Consider the following 13,807-nt stretch of genomic DNA (forward strand, 5'->3'; position numbering starts at 1 on the left):
GCTTTGCAGCGGGCGGATTATTGACGTAATTCGCCCGCTGTCCTGGTCGCGGTAGGTAGCGACGTGATGGCTCGTCTTTTCTTCATCGGAGTATTCCTGGGCTGGGCGGCGTTCGTCGCGTCTAGCGATATCCGCTTTCGGCGTATTCGAAACTCGCTTGTCGTCGCGGGGTTGGTCGGTGCCTTGGTGGCTGCGGCCCTCGATCGAAATTCATTCGGAATATCGCTCACCCAATCTCTGGTCGGTGCGGCTGTGGGGCTGCTTTGTTTTATTCCCTTGTTCGCATTGCGTGTGATGGGTGCAGCCGACGTCAAGATTTTTGCCGTTCTGGGTGCATGGTGCGGTGCGCCGGCGCTGTTGTGGCTCTGGATCGTCGCGAGCCTCGCCGCAGCCCTCCACGCGCTCTGGGTGATGCTTCTGTCGCGGACGTCGGTCTTCGCACTGTACAAACGCGCGACGCCCACGATGACGCTCGGTGGCCGCCGAGCGACGCCATATGCGGCGTTTCTTGTGATACCCGCGGCTGCGTGGCTTCTGCATCTTGTGTATGTGAGGGGAATGTGATGGCTAGGGGGACGCAAGCGCGCCAGCCGTCCGCATGGCGACGGCAACGGGGAGTGGCGGCGGTCGAGTTCGCTGTCGTGTTTCCTTTGTTCTTCCTGATCTTCTACGCGATCGTCACGTTCGGGATGGTTTTCATCATCCAGCAAAGCCTGACATTCGCGGCATCCGAAGGTGCGCGTGCCGCATTGAACTACGCGTCTGCGCCATGCGACCGGCTGCAGGTCAATGCGCGGAACGCCGTTGCGCAAGCATTGGCCGGCACGCCGTGGTCGAACAATGTCAGTTTCGCCGCGCAGGTCTCCACGTCGGTGCCAACGCCCACATCGACGCCCGGCGTGACCTGCGGCACGACATTTACGTCGACGTCCACGTCGGCCTTCAATGTGATGGTGACGATGACCTATTCATACGCGGCGAATCCGCTGATTCCGTGGATATTCCTGTTCAATGCGCCGCAGTTGCAGAGTAGCGCGACCGTACAGGTTCAGCCCAGCATGCTTTGAAACTGAAAGTAGTCACCCGATCGTTGCACGCTCCAGAACCCGATTCCGGCATTCCCATATCAACATGGCCAACAATCTGACAAAAATCATCGCGGGGTTGCTGATTGCGATCGCTGTTCTTCTCGGCATCTACGCATGGTTGCTCGGGCGCAGTCCCTCGGGCCCCGTCCCTGTACAACAGACCGTCGCTGCGAACCCGGTGCAGGTGGTCGTTGCGACGCGCATGCTGCCGGTCGGTCAGCCGATTCCCGCCGATGCATTGAAGATTCAGCCGGCCGCACCGGTGCCAACAGGTGCGTTTGCCGATCCGGCGGTACTGGTCGGCCGCGTTCCGGCGAGGGACATCCCGGCGTCGGCGCCGGTCGTGGCGGACGCATTGGTGTCGGGGCTCGCCGAGGATGTTCAGCCGGGCGAACGAGCGATTGCGGTTCGCGTCGACGAGACCAACGCGGTCGGCAACCGTCTGCGACCCGGCAACTTCGTCGACATATTCGTGAACCTGAAGCGTGAAGCCGGCGGCGGGATGCTTGACGGCGAAGTTTCGCAGACGCAAGCGAGGCTCCTGATGTCGAAGGTTCGCGTACTGTCGTTCGGAGATGCGACTGCGGAGCGCGACAGCGGCAGCAACACGAACGGTAATAACGGCCAGCCGAGCAACACGCGCATCGCGGTACTCGCGGTGCCGACCGCGCAGGTCGATGCACTGACACTCGGCGAGGCGAGCGGGCGGCTGACGCTCGCGTTGCGCAATCCGCGCGACGACGAGCTTGCGATGCAGACGGTGGCGGTGCGCACCGACAACAAGCTGTCGCCGTCGGCACTTGCCGCGGCAGGCGTGTCGCTGCAACAGCTGTCCGGCACGCCGAGGATCGCAGCGGCCAGCACGAACATACCGCCGTTGCCGTCGCGCCTGCCGCCGGTGGCACGGCCAGGCGGCAGCGGTGGCGGGGGCAGCATCGAGGTGATCCGGGGCGGCCGGTCGGAAACGGTTGCGTATTGAACAACATCGATGGCCATCGATATCAGCGACGACAAGTAAAGGCCGTGCGACGGTCCAACAAACAATGAAAAACACACTGATTGCATTCGCGATTGCTCTCTGGGCCCTGACATTCGCCTCCTTTGCAAGCGCGAGCGGCACGATCGAGCTGGCGGTGGGGGCGCAGCGGCAGATTTCCGCCGGCCGCGCGCTGCAGCGGGTCGCCGTCGGCGATCCGGCGATCGCCGATGTGCTGATCATGAAGGGCAGCCGGTCCGGTTCGGTGCTGCTGACTGCGAAAGCGCCGGGGGTGACGAACGTGATGTTGTGGGAGCGCGGTAAAGACGAGCCGACGGTCTGGAGCGTCGAAGTCGTCGACGCGGCTGCGCAAGCGGTACTCGACGGTTCGACACCGCAGGTGAAAGCGTATGGCGGGACGTCGGTGCTGCGGGGAACGTCGGCGTCGCTCGATGCGCACGAGCGGGCCACGGCAGTTGCCAAAAACATGAGTCCCAAGGGTATGGTGATCGATCGCTCGACGCTGGCCGGCAAGAACGTGGTGCAGGTCGACGTGAGGGTGGTGGAATTCAGCCGCTCGGTGCTCAAGCAAGTGGGCTTCAACTTCTTTAAGCAGAGCAACGGCTTTTCGTTCGGCTCGTTCTCGCCGGGTGGCGTGCAATCGTACAACGGCGGGTCTGGGCCGGGCACGGGTGGGTATATTCCGACGCTCGGTGCACCGGTTGCCTCTGCGTTCAATCTGGTTGTGAATGCTGCGGGGCGTGGCATCTTCGCCGACCTGTCGTTGCTTGAGGCGAACAACATGGCGCGCGTGCTCGCCGAGCCGACGCTCGTCGCGCTGTCCGGCCAGAGCGCCAGCTTTCTCGCAGGCGGCGAGATTCCGGTGCCGTCGCCGCAGGGGCTTGGGTCGACCGCGATCCAGTGGAAGCAATATGGCGTCGGGCTGTCGCTTACCCCGACGGTGCTCGGTCCGAACCGGATCGCGCTGAAGGTCGCACCGGAATCGAGTCAGCTCGATTTCGTGAACAGCGTGACGATCAGCGGCGTTGCCGTGCCGGGTATCACGACGCGCCGCGCCGATACGACGGTCGAACTCGGCGATGGCGAGAGCTTCGTGATCGGCGGTCTGATCGACCGCCAGACGATGTCGAATGTGAACAAGGTACCGCTGCTTGGCGACCTGCCGATCATCGGCACGTTCTTCAAGAACCTGAACTACCAGCAGAACGACAAGGAGTTGCTGATCATCGTGACCCCGCATCTCGTCGCACCGATTGCGAAGGGGGCAGTACTGCCGGCGACACCCGGCGAGTTGTCCGAGCAACGTGACGGGCCGGTCTGGCGATCCTATCTGGGCGGTGCGGTGTCGCCGGATGCCGCCCCGGGTTTCTCGAAATGAATGTGAAGCATTGCGCGTTGCGGCACATCGCCACGCCTTGCGTAATCGGGGGTGTTCGACATGAATGCACGAACTCAATCATTGTGTGAACCCGCCGTGACCGACTACTTCGTTTGCGCATCGACAAAGGAAGCGCATGTGCGCTGGCTGGCCGATACGCTGGTGTCGGCCGGGGCGGTCGAGGCTGCGTCGCTGGAGCCGGGTGGGCTTGCGCAACGCATCACGGGACTCAATCCCGCGCTGGTGTTCATCGATTTCTCCGAACGCAGCGACCTGGCGAGCGTTGCCGCCGCCACGGTACGCGCTGCGTATCCGGGGTTGCCAATCGTTGCGCTCGGCTCGCTTGCCCAGCCGGAGAGCACACTAGCCGCACTGCGTGCGGGCGTGCGCGATTTCATCGACGTATCGGCCCCGGCCGAGGATGCACTGCGGACGACGCGTGGTTTGCTGTCCCACGTCAGCGAGCCGACGAGCCGTCATGGGAAGGTCGTCGCGCTGCTCGGCGCGCGTGCCGGCATGGGCGTCAGCACGCTTGCCGCGAATCTCGCGGTCTGGCTGCAGAAGCGGGCACTCGGCCCGGGGGCGGCGGGCAGTCCGGACGGCGGCGCGCCGGCCGGCCGCCAAACCGCGCTGATCGATCTGGGGTTACCGGCCGGTGACGGCGCGCTGTTTTTGAACACGCGCTGCGAATTCCATTTCATCGACGCCGTGCAGAACCTGCGCCGCATCGATCGCACGTTCGTGAACACCGCGCTCACGCGGCACCAGAGCGGCGTCGCGCTGACGACTTTGCCGCCGGACCTCGGTGCATTGCGTGACGTGTCCTATGCGTCATGCATCGGTTTGCTGAACCGGTTTCGCGCGTTCTTCGACCAGCAGGTCGTCGACCTCGGCGGGTTCTCGAATCGCGAATTCGTCACGCAGATCGCCGCATCGGCCGACGAGGCATGGCTTGTATGCGATCAGGGCGTCGCATCGATCGTGTCGGCGGCAGATTTGCTCACCGGGCTGCGCGATGCGGGCGTCGATACCGACCGTGTCAAGCTCGTGGTCAATCAGTACGATCCCGCGCTGGATCTGATGCCCGGGCAGATCGCCGAGCGTCTCGGCTTGTCGCTGGTCGGCACCTTGCCCGCACGTCGCGTCGCGATCGGCCATGCCGCGAACCAGGGACGGCTCATCGTCGATGCAGCAGAGCGCGATCCTTATGTGCGTGCACTCGAAACCCTCGCCGCGAGGCTGCCCGGTGTATCGGGCATGGCGGGCGCGTCGCGCGCCGCGCCGGGCTTGTCCGCGCTCAAGCGTTTCATTCAACCCTCGTCCAGGCGGTCGTAACCGATGGCACACGACATTCAATTTGCCGACGGCGCAGCGCCGTTTTCGCAGACGCAGCAATTCCACGACATCAAGAATGCTGCGCACGAGCATTTGCTGACGCGTATCGAGGAACTGGGAGCCGAGTTCGGTCGATGGTCCCGCCAGGCGATCAATCAGTTCGTCGATCTCGAGATTGACAGCTTCGTGCGCCTGCGCCGCATTCCGCTCAACGAGAACGAGGTGCGTGCGATCGCCGAAGCGCTGACGAAGGAACTCGCGGGCTTCGGGCCGATCGAGGATCTGCTCGCGGACCCGGCGGTCGAGGACATCCTGGTCAACGGCTACAACGACGTGTACGTGTCGCGTCACGGGATCCTCGCGAAGCTTCCGGTGCGTTTCACCGACAACGCGCATTTGCTACGCATCGTGCGACGGATTCTCGCGCCGATCGGACGTCGTCTCGACGAGTCGAACCCGATGGTCGATGCGCGGCTGCCGGACGGCGGGCGCGTGAATGTCGTGATCGAGCCGCTTTCGATCGATGGCCCGATCGTGTCGATCCGGAAATTCCGCAAAGATCCGCTCAAGCCCTCGGACCTGCTCGGTAACGGCACGTATAACCAAGAGATCGGCGCGCTGCTCGAGGCAGCGGTCGAGGCGCGCTGCAACATTCTCGTGTCGGGCGGCACGAGTTCCGGAAAGACGTCGCTGCTTAACGCGCTCGCGTTCCACATTCCAGAGGCCGAACGTGTCGTAACGATCGAGGATACGGCCGAACTGTCGCTGAATCACCCTCATGTCGTGCGGCTCGAAAGTCGCCCGGGCGGGTTCGATGGTACCGGCGTCGTGACGATTCGTGACCTGTTGCGCAACACGTTGCGGATGCGTCCGGACCGGATCATCGTCGGCGAAGTGCGCGGCGGCGAAGTGCTCGAAATGCTGCAGGCCATGAACACGGGCCACGACGGCTCGATGGGCACCGTGCACGCGAGCTCGCCGCGCGAGTGCCTGTACCGTCTCGAGATGCTTGCCGGTTTCGCTGGTTTCCAGGGAACCGAGTCGAGCCTGCGTCGCCAGATTGCAAACGCGATCGACTTCATTGTGCAGATCGGGCGACTGTCGAATGGACGCCGCCGGATTCTGTCGATCACCGAGGTGACCGGGCTGTCCGACAACATCATCGCGACGCAGGAACTGTATCGCTATGAAGCACGCGTGACGCCGGAGGGGGAGGAGGTCGATCACTGGGAGTCGCTGGGTATCCATCCGCACTCGCCGAAGCTCGCGCGGTTCCGTCAGGCGTTGACGAACAGCGGACTGGGAGGCGGGTTCGGCGGCGGCGGTTTTGGTCGCGGCGGGGGCTTCAATGTTTAGCGCGACGGTCTGGATGCTCGCGGTCGCGATGCTGTGCGTGGCGTCGGCGCTGATGCTGTGGCGGCATGCGGAAACCCGGCGCGTGCGCACCGATGCGAAGCGCTTCATTGACAGCCGGCTTGAACCCGGAGCACGCGCGGCGTCGCCGTCCGCAAGGCCGGCGGTATCCGCCGCGCCTCGGACTGTAGTGTCGTCCAGTGGCGTGCGCAATGCGGTATCTCGTGCTTTCTGGGCACACTGGTATGCGGTTGCGAAGGAATATCTGATCAACCTCGTGAACCGCGCCGGGATCGAAGGCGCGCGCGGCAAGGCGATCATTGCGCTGGCCGTGCTTGTCGCGATTGCGTCGATCGCGGGTAACCGCGGCGGCGCGCTCGCGTGTTTCGCTGCGCTGGTCTGCGGGAGCGCGATTTTTTGCATCTGGCTCACGTCGCGTATCCAGCGGCGGCGACTGAAGATCGTCCGGCAGATCCCGTCGTTTCTTGACGGGATCGTGCGGCTGGTGACGCTCGGCAACAGCGTGCCGGCCGCATTTCAGGCAGCTTTGCTGACGACTGAGGAGCCGCTGCGAGGGTGTCTCGATCACGTGTCCCGGATGTTGCGCACGGGTGTCGAAATCGATCGAGCGATGCTCCATATCGCGAAGATCTACCGGGCACAGGAATTCGAGCTGCTCGGGTCGGTGCTGCGGCTGTCGGTCAAGTATGGTGGTCGCGCGGACGTGATGCTCGAACGCATGGCCGTGTTCATGCGAGACCTCGAGCAGGCGGAGCGCGAGCTGACGGCCATGTCGGCCGAGACACGACTATCGGCGTTCGTGCTCGTGATGCTGCCGATCGCGATCGGCAGTTTTGTCGTGATGACCAATCCGAAATATCTGGAAGGAATGTGGATCGATCCGCGCGGACAAATGCTCCTTATCGTCGCGTTCCTGATGCAGGTTGCGGGGAGCGTGTGGTTGTATCGGATGGCTCGACTCAGGTGATGCGATGACGGCAACTCAGATCGGATCGGTTGCTCTGGCGCTTGGTGCGCTAGGCGTGCTGCTGTTTGGAATGATCGCGTTGCTGCGTGCGAGCGCCACGTCGCGTGCTGAACGTGCGCTGGCCGAGGCGCTCGACCAGCGCATGGCAGCGCTCGAGGCGGCCAAGAAACGGGCCGCGGCGGAGAGTGCGGCAGAAGTGACACGGGTTGCGCCCGGCCGTCAGCGCATCGAGCGCATGCTTACGCGATTGTCGGCGGCGGGGATGCGACTGCTCGATACCGGATTCGGCAAGCACATTGTCGCGGAAGAGGATCGCCGCATTCTTGAGCAATGCGGCTATGTCGACACGCGCACGCGCGGACTGTTCCTGAGCGCACGGATCGCTTGCGGGATCGGGTTGCCGCTTCTGTTCGCGGTATTCGCCAGCGGACGAATGAAGGGCGGATACTGGATGATCGGGATGTTCGCTGCATTCGCGCTCGGCTTCATGCTGCCGAAGCTATACGTGCAGCGGCGTGCCGCCGCTCGTCGCCAGAGCGTCGTCGATGAACTGCCGCTGTTCGTCGACATGTTGCGCTTGTTGCAGGGCGTCGGGCTGTCGCTGGATCAGAGCCTGCAGGTTGTGACCAACGACTTCCGAGGGATGATGCCGGTGCTGTCGTCGGAGGTCGGAATCGCGCAGCGTCAGTTCGCAGCGGGCCGCACGCGCGATCAGTCGATGCAGAGGTTGTCGGGCGGCTTCGACAACGAGGACTTGCGCGCGATTACCCGATTAATGGTGCAGGTCGACAAGCACGGTGGCGCGGTACAGGAGCCGCTCAAGCAGTTCGGCGACCGTCTGCGGGAGACGCGCCGCGCGATGCTTCGCGAACGGATCGGCCGACTGACCGTGAAGATGACAGGCGTCATGGTCCTGACGCTGCTACCCGCGCTGCTGATCGTGACGGCGGGACCCGGGTTGCTGGCAGTGACGCATGCGTTGTCGGCGCATCATTGATGGGTGGAAGGGAAGACGATGAAGCGGATCACCAGGATGGCCAGGTACGCAGGTGTGGCGGCAGCGGTGCTGCTTGGCGCTTGCGCGACCAAGGAAAGTGGGTATGGCGTTGGGGCGCAGACTGAACGCGCGGCGCTGATTCAGGCTGCCGATCAGAAACAGGCGGTGCCGGATACGCCCGCGATGTATCTCGGCCTGATTCAGCGGATGCAGGCACAGGGTCTCTATTATGCGTCGCTCGCGCACATCGACGCTTACGATAAGGCGTACGGCGTGTCGCCCGACACGATCCTGCTGCGCGCGGACGCGTTGAGAATGACCGACCAGCCGGCTGCAGGTGCAGCGGCCTATACGCAACTGCTGAAGACGCCGCTTTCCGCTCGCGGATATCGGGGCCTTGGGTTGATCGCCGGTGCGGCAGGCGATTTCGGTCAGGCGGTACAGGCACTGACACAGGCGTCCGAGCTCGCGCCGACCGATGCGTCGCTGCTGTCCGATCTCGCCTATGCGAAATTGCGTAGCGGCGATGTGGTCGGCGCGCGGGTGCCGCTGATGAAGGCGGCGGAACTGGATCAACGCAATCCGAAGATCGTCAGCAATCTCGTGCTGTATTTGCTCGCCGCCGGGCGCACGCAGGACGCGCAGCGGTTGATGAACCAGCAGCATTTACCGCCGGATATCCGCAAGGACATCGTCGGCGATGCCGCAAGAATTGCGGCCGCTGCACGGGCGCAGCAGCGTGCGGTCGCGACGCCGCCGGTGGTGTCGCGCCGTGCGGCGACTGTGCCGATCACGCCGATGGCAAACAATTTCGGCTATGACCAGACCGTGCCGTTGCTGCAACGGTTTGCACAATAAACAGTCAGGTGGGGAACAACATGAATAACAACCATCATCGAGCCACGCGCGCGGGGCGGATCGCGCTGTTGGGCGCGATCATTTGCATGGCAATGAGCACCGCAGCCGTACATGCGCAACAGGTCGCGGCGCCAGCCGCATCCGACGTCGACCGCTCGACCAAGGAATGGCTTTCGATGCAGCGAGACAACCGCGCGGCGGCACCGGTGCAGCCGATGCTCGGCGATGTCGCGTCGCTCGTTTATCAACGCTATCTCGATTCGTTCAAGAACAAGATTCCGCAGTCGATGAGCACGCTTGGCAGTTCGTCCGGCGGCATGTCGGGTAGCGGGCAGAGTGCGCAGTAAGCGAGATGACGATGCGGGCAGATCAAGCACATGGGGCTCGGTGGCGCGGCGCTCGCTGGCCGGGCAAACAACGTCAACGCGGCTCCATATTGGTCATGGCAGCGATCTGGCTCACGATCGCGATCATCGTGCTCGGGGTGATCGACATCGCGAATCTGTATTTGCAAAAGCGGGATCTGCAACGAATCGTTGACCTGGCTGCATTGGCGGCAGTGCAGCCGATGACGAGCGATCCAAGCGGCTGCCTGAACGATGCAAAAAACAATGTGACGGCGAGTGCGAACATCAACGACAAGGGTTATGCGTTCACGCTGATCAGTGCGACGGCGACGGCAAATCCTTCCACGGGAAACGATCAGATTGCCGTCAACTGCGGGAGTTGGGATTCGTCGACTGCCTATGTGACGCCCGCGTCGACTGCGGCGAATGCGGCGCAGGTGACGGCGTACCGGCAGGTGAACTACTACTTCCTGGGGCTGCTGAACCAGTTGAGCGGGCGGCAGGCGATTGTCTCCGCTACGGCTACCGCACGCGCGGCGGCGATCGACACGTTTAGCGTGGGTTCGACGCTTGCGAGCCTGAATTCCTCTACGTCCGCGATACTCGATCCGCTACTCACGGGGTTGCTGGGTGCCTCGGCCAACGTCAACGTCGGTCTGGCCAATTACCAAGCCTTGGCCGGAGCGAATGTCACGCTGGGGCAGTTGGCGAATGTCGCAACGCAACTCGGCACGGCGGGCATGTCGAGTCCAGCCAGCGTCGGGAAGTTGCTCGGCCTCAACCTGACCGTCTCGGATATCCTGAATCTCGCCGCCACGGCGGTGGGCAGCAATACCACGGTGGGCACGGTGCTCACCGCGCTAAGCCATAGCGTCGGCGCCAACGTCAATCTCAACAAGATCTCGCTTGGGAGCCTCCTCCAATACTCGGGCAGCAATGCGGAGGCGGCGGCGAACGCGAGCATCAATGTGCTGCAGTTGTTGCTCACGACGGCTCAGATCGGTGCATATAACAGCGCGCTGACGCTGTCGGTCGGTCAAGCAAGCTGCCCCGGCAGTGCGTTTTGTCCGCTCATTTCGGCGGTGTCGACGCTGGTTCGAGTCAATAGTCTGCAATTGCAGGTGCTGGCGCCGCCGTCGATCGGAATTGGCGAAGCCGGACAAGTGAACGGAATATGGCGCACGCAGGCCTCGCAAGCGGAGATCGGGCTCTACGTCGATGTGCAGGTGCTGTCGGATCCGCCCCCGCTGGGCATTCCCGGCCTGTTGACGCTTCAGCTTTCGGGACCGCATTTGCCGCTCTACGTCATTCTGGGCGGCCCGGGTCGCGCCTGGTTGGCCAATACGAGTTGCAAATCGACCCCGGCCTCGAGCACCGCGACGTTTGGCGTATTGCCGGGCGTCGCGATGATTTGCGCCGGACAAAATACTGGGGGAACGCTGAACCTCAATTCCCCGAGCTGTGCGTCCAGCACCGGCACGATTCCCGTGGCAAAGCTGTCGGGAGCAGGGCTACTCGGGAATTTTTCGCTTCTTCAACTCAGCCTATCGTTGTCGAACCCCGTCGCGTACGTTGGGAGTAGCACCAGCACGCCTATCTACAGCGGTCCGCCATTGCCTTCGACCCCAGGCGCGCTGAGCGCCAGCCTGCCGTTGTCGGGGACGGGCGTCTTGTATCAGAACAATTCGCAATACTCGTTTTGCAACACCAAGCCGAGTAACGGTGCATGCACGTCGTCCGCATGGTCTCCGGGACCCAATTGGACCACATCGTCGACGGCGACCAACTCGCTCAACGTGCAGCTGGCCAATCTCTTGGGAGGAACGTCGATCCAGCTCAACGTCGCCGGACTGGATCTATCGATCTTGACCCAGATTCTTCAGCCGCTCACGGGGCAGCTCATTCCTTTGCTGGTCGGGCTCGTCAATCCGTTGCTCAATCTGTTGGTCACGCCGTTGTTGACGGCATTAGGATTGCAAATTGGCCAGGTGACCGTGATTCAACATGGCCTGACTTGCAACGCCCCGCAAATCGTTCATTGAAAGCATCAACAATGAGAACCACCTCCGCAATCGAAGAGCTCGACCTGTACGTCTGGGAAGGCAAGGCGGACATTGTCGACCGCGTCGCCCGGTGCATGGCGAGCTTCGACGTCGAAGTGATCCGCGCCGACAACGCGGAGATCTCGCCCGAGCGCGCCGCATTGCGGCCGTCACTGGCGATCATCAGCGTGACGATGATCGAAATCGGCGCAGCGTTCCTGCGCGACTGGCAGGCCAACATCGGCATGCCGGTCGTCTGGGTCGGCGCGGCGCGCGATCACGACGCTTCGCAGTATCCGCCCGAGTATTCGCACATCCTGCCGCTCGATTTCACGTGCGCCGAGCTGCGCGGCATGATCGGCAAGCTCGTTACGCAACTGCGGGCGCATACGGCCGAAACGTCGCATCCGACCGAGCTCGTCGCGCACTCGGAATCGATGCAGGCACTCCTGCACGAAGTCGATACATTCGCCGACTGTGACACCAACGTGCTGCTGCACGGAGAAACCGGCGTCGGCAAGGAGCGCATCGCGCAACTGCTGCACGAAAAGCATTCGCGCTACCGGCACGGTGAATTCGTGCCGGTGAACTGCGGTGCGATTCCCGACGGCCTGTTCGAATCGCTGTTCTTCGGTCACGCGAAAGGATCGTTCACGGGCGCGGTTGTTGCGCATAAAGGCTATTTCGAACAGGCGGCCGGCGGCACGCTGTTCCTCGACGAAGTCGGCGATCTGCCGCTGTACCAGCAGGTCAAGCTGCTGCGCGTGCTCGAGGACGGCGCGGTGCTGCGCGTCGGCGCAACGTCGCCGGTCAAGGTCGATTTCCGCCTGGTCGCGGCGAGCAACAAGAAGCTGCCGCAACTCGTGAAGGATGGCCTGTTCCGCGCCGATCTCTACTACCGGCTCGCGGTGATCGAGCTGAGCATTCCGTCGCTGGAAGAGCGCGGCGCCGTCGACAAGATCGCGCTGTTCAAGTCGTTCGTCGCACAGGTCGTCGGCGAGGCACGGCTCGCCCAGTTGTCCGATCTGCCGTACTGGCTGACGGACTCTGTCGCAGACAGCTATTTCCCCGGCAACGTGCGCGAACTGCGCAACCTCGCCGAGCGCGTCGGTGTGACGGTGCGGCAGACGGGCGGGTGGGATGCCGCGCGGTTGCAGCGGTTGATCGCGCACGCGCGCAGTTCGGCGCAGCCGGTACCGGTGGAGAGCGCGGCCGAGGTCTTCGTCGATCGCAGCAAGTGGGACATGAACGAGCGCAACCGCGTGATTGCGGCGCTCGACGCCAACGGCTGGCGGCGTCAGGATACGGCGCAGCAGCTCGGTATCAGCCGCAAGGTATTGTGGGAAAAAATGCGCAAATATCAGATCTTTGACGAGGAGCCCGAGACCCGCGAAAGTGAGTAATTAATGAGATAAAATCGCGCTGAATTACAACGACACGGGCGGGAATAGAACTTCATGAGCCATATGACGGGGTTGGGAAAGGCGTGCGTGTTGCTCGCCGTGGTGGGAGGCATGCAGGGCGCTTATGCGCAGAGTCTGGCGGACAGCGGGTCGCCGGCAGTACAGCAGGCGTCGGCGCCGGTGGCCGCGATTCCGGTGGTCGATCCGCAGGTCCAGACATCGGTGCAGCCGCAGGCAGGTGAGTCGACGGGGCCGAGCACGGTTGACGACCTGCAGCGCCAGATCCAGGCGCACTCGCTGACGGAAATGCGCACGAGCTACAACGGCAGCTACGGTGCGAGCCTGCTGTTCAACGTAAAGGACGGTGCGTATTTCGTCGCGCTGTTCCAGCAGAAGGCGTTCTGGCGCGTGATCAAGACTTATGACGAATCGCGTGCGGAAGCGATCTACCGCGATTTCTCGCATCAGGCGGAGCGGCTGGCCGTAAACGAACTGCGGGCAGCGAAGCTGGAATCGCAGAAGGCGCAGATGGACAAGCAGATCGAAGTCACGCAGGATCGCGCGCGGCGTCTGCAGGCGGATATCTCGATCGCACGCCAGCAGCAGGCGGCAGTCGCGGATCGTCAGAAGAGCGTACGTAACGAGACGGCCGCATTGCAGGCGCAGCAGGCCGAGCTTCAGTCGCAACTGCGGGCGTTGCAGCAGCAGGTGCGTTCGTTGCAGCGGGAGGCCGACGCCGGTTTGCCGACGACGGCACGCTGAACCCGGCAGCGGTGCGGCGACATGCCGCGCCGGCCGCACAAGTAAAAAGGGCAAGCCGGTTGGCTTGCCCTTTTGTTTTACTGGCCGTCCGGCACGATTCGCCGGCGGCGCGTCACGATCACCGGCCCGTTGCCGCCGCGGGAATCCGACGGCGAAGCGTTGCCGGATGCGTCGCCGGCATCGCGCGGTGCGCCGTAGCTTTCGCGCGGCTCACGGGGTTCGCGCGGGGCGCCGTAGCCCTCACGCGGCTCACGCGAGC

13 protein-coding genes and 1 pseudogene are annotated in these 13,807 nt (G+C 63.4%); 13 read left to right on the forward strand and 1 reads right to left on the reverse strand.

The window, feature by feature from the left end; translation table 11 throughout:
* Positions 1 to 66 precede the first annotated feature (66 nt).
* The 13 genes from ABY44_RS30015 to ABY44_RS30075 all read left to right on the forward strand — a co-directional run bounded on the left by ABY44_RS30015 (position 67) and on the right by ABY44_RS30075 (position 13,548).
* Positions 67 to 564 carry an A24 family peptidase gene (locus ABY44_RS30015; RefSeq protein ID WP_060172072.1) on the forward strand — a complete coding sequence of 166 codons (498 nt, stop codon included), beginning with the start codon at positions 67 to 69 and terminating at the stop codon, positions 562 to 564.
* Positions 564 to 1,067, forward strand: coding sequence for a TadE/TadG family type IV pilus assembly protein (locus ABY44_RS30020; RefSeq protein WP_060172074.1), 504 nt, complete (start codon positions 564 to 566; stop codon positions 1,065 to 1,067). Before ABY44_RS30015 ends, ABY44_RS30020 begins: the two co-directional genes overlap by 1 nt.
* Positions 1,068 to 1,131: 64 nt before the next feature.
* Positions 1,132 to 2,067, forward strand: a complete 936-nt coding sequence (cpaB, locus tag ABY44_RS30025; RefSeq protein ID WP_060172076.1) for a Flp pilus assembly protein CpaB — start codon at positions 1,132 to 1,134, stop codon at positions 2,065 to 2,067.
* A gap of 64 nt (positions 2,068 to 2,131) precedes the next feature.
* A complete protein-coding gene (locus ABY44_RS30030; protein ID WP_060084798.1) occupies positions 2,132 to 3,463 on the forward strand; it encodes a type II and III secretion system protein family protein in 1,332 nt (443 codons plus the stop codon).
* A gap of 60 nt (positions 3,464 to 3,523) precedes the next feature.
* Entirely contained in the window at positions 3,524 to 4,798 is a 1,275-nt protein-coding gene (locus ABY44_RS30035) for a fimbrial protein (protein ID WP_060062495.1), read from the forward strand.
* A gap of 3 nt (positions 4,799 to 4,801) precedes the next feature.
* Positions 4,802 to 6,154 carry a CpaF family protein gene (locus ABY44_RS30040; protein WP_060172078.1) on the forward strand — a complete coding sequence of 451 codons (1,353 nt, stop codon included), beginning with the start codon at positions 4,802 to 4,804 and terminating at the stop codon, positions 6,152 to 6,154.
* Positions 6,147 to 7,139, forward strand: a complete 993-nt coding sequence (locus ABY44_RS30045; protein ID WP_060084800.1) for a type II secretion system F family protein — start codon at positions 6,147 to 6,149, stop codon at positions 7,137 to 7,139. The genes ABY44_RS30040 and ABY44_RS30045 overlap by 8 nt, the downstream gene beginning before the upstream one ends.
* 4 nt (positions 7,140 to 7,143) lie before the next feature.
* Complete coding sequence (locus tag ABY44_RS30050) at positions 7,144 to 8,136, forward strand: type II secretion system F family protein (protein ID WP_060084801.1); 993 nt, start codon at positions 7,144 to 7,146, stop codon at positions 8,134 to 8,136.
* A gap of 18 nt (positions 8,137 to 8,154) precedes the next feature.
* A complete protein-coding gene (locus ABY44_RS30055) occupies positions 8,155 to 8,994 on the forward strand; it encodes a tetratricopeptide repeat protein (RefSeq protein WP_060084802.1) in 840 nt (279 codons plus the stop codon).
* Positions 8,995 to 9,014: 20 nt separating this feature from the next.
* Positions 9,015 to 9,341 (forward strand): DUF3613 domain-containing protein, encoded by a 327-nt coding sequence (locus tag ABY44_RS30060; protein WP_060084803.1) that lies wholly within the window; start codon positions 9,015 to 9,017, stop codon positions 9,339 to 9,341.
* A gap of 95 nt (positions 9,342 to 9,436) precedes the next feature.
* Positions 9,437 to 11,383: a TadG family pilus assembly protein gene (locus ABY44_RS30065; protein WP_060172080.1), complete on the forward strand. Its 1,947-nt coding sequence runs from the start codon at positions 9,437 to 9,439 to the stop codon at positions 11,381 to 11,383.
* An 11-nt stretch (positions 11,384 to 11,394) separates the two neighbouring features.
* Complete coding sequence (locus ABY44_RS30070; protein WP_060172082.1) at positions 11,395 to 12,786, forward strand: sigma 54-interacting transcriptional regulator; 1,392 nt, start codon at positions 11,395 to 11,397, stop codon at positions 12,784 to 12,786.
* Between the two features lie 54 nt (positions 12,787 to 12,840).
* On the forward strand, positions 12,841 to 13,548 hold the full coding sequence (locus ABY44_RS30075) for a DUF2968 domain-containing protein (protein WP_027787660.1): 708 nt from the start codon (positions 12,841 to 12,843) through the stop codon (positions 13,546 to 13,548).
* A 77-nt stretch (positions 13,549 to 13,625) separates the two neighbouring features.
* Here ABY44_RS30075 and ABY44_RS30080 read toward each other — a convergent pair.
* Positions 13,626 to 13,807, reverse strand: a pseudogene (locus ABY44_RS30080) (RNA chaperone Hfq); the annotation flags it as partial.

Origin of the sequence: Burkholderia sp. ZZQ-2, from assembly GCF_050768715.1 — a bacterium.
Lineage (GTDB): Bacteria > Pseudomonadota > Gammaproteobacteria > Burkholderiales > Burkholderiaceae > Burkholderia > Burkholderia cepacia.

Excerpts from the sequence above, each read along its gene's own strand:
- ABY44_RS30040 (WP_060172078.1), top strand. The coding sequence starts at position 4,802 with ATGGCACACGACATTCAATTTGCCGACGGCGCAGCGCCGTTTTCGCAG.
- ABY44_RS30055 (WP_060084802.1), top strand. The coding sequence starts at position 8,155 with ATGAAGCGGATCACCAGGATGGCCAGGTACGCAGGTGTGGCGGCAGCG.
- ABY44_RS30070 (WP_060172082.1), top strand. The coding sequence starts at position 11,395 with ATGAGAACCACCTCCGCAATCGAAGAGCTCGACCTGTACGTCTGGGAA.
- ABY44_RS30035 (WP_060062495.1), top strand. The coding sequence starts at position 3,524 with ATGAATGCACGAACTCAATCATTGTGTGAACCCGCCGTGACCGACTAC.
- ABY44_RS30075 (WP_027787660.1), top strand. The coding sequence starts at position 12,841 with ATGAGCCATATGACGGGGTTGGGAAAGGCGTGCGTGTTGCTCGCCGTG.
- ABY44_RS30030 (WP_060084798.1), top strand. The coding sequence starts at position 2,132 with ATGAAAAACACACTGATTGCATTCGCGATTGCTCTCTGGGCCCTGACA.
- ABY44_RS30060 (WP_060084803.1), top strand. The coding sequence starts at position 9,015 with ATGAATAACAACCATCATCGAGCCACGCGCGCGGGGCGGATCGCGCTG.
- ABY44_RS30065 (WP_060172080.1), top strand. The coding sequence starts at position 9,437 with ATGGCAGCGATCTGGCTCACGATCGCGATCATCGTGCTCGGGGTGATC.
- cpaB (WP_060172076.1), top strand. The coding sequence starts at position 1,132 with ATGGCCAACAATCTGACAAAAATCATCGCGGGGTTGCTGATTGCGATC.
- ABY44_RS30050 (WP_060084801.1), top strand. The coding sequence starts at position 7,144 with ATGACGGCAACTCAGATCGGATCGGTTGCTCTGGCGCTTGGTGCGCTA.
- ABY44_RS30045 (WP_060084800.1), top strand. The coding sequence starts at position 6,147 with ATGTTTAGCGCGACGGTCTGGATGCTCGCGGTCGCGATGCTGTGCGTG.
- ABY44_RS30015 (WP_060172072.1), top strand. The coding sequence starts at position 67 with ATGGCTCGTCTTTTCTTCATCGGAGTATTCCTGGGCTGGGCGGCGTTC.
- ABY44_RS30020 (WP_060172074.1), top strand. The coding sequence starts at position 564 with ATGGCTAGGGGGACGCAAGCGCGCCAGCCGTCCGCATGGCGACGGCAA.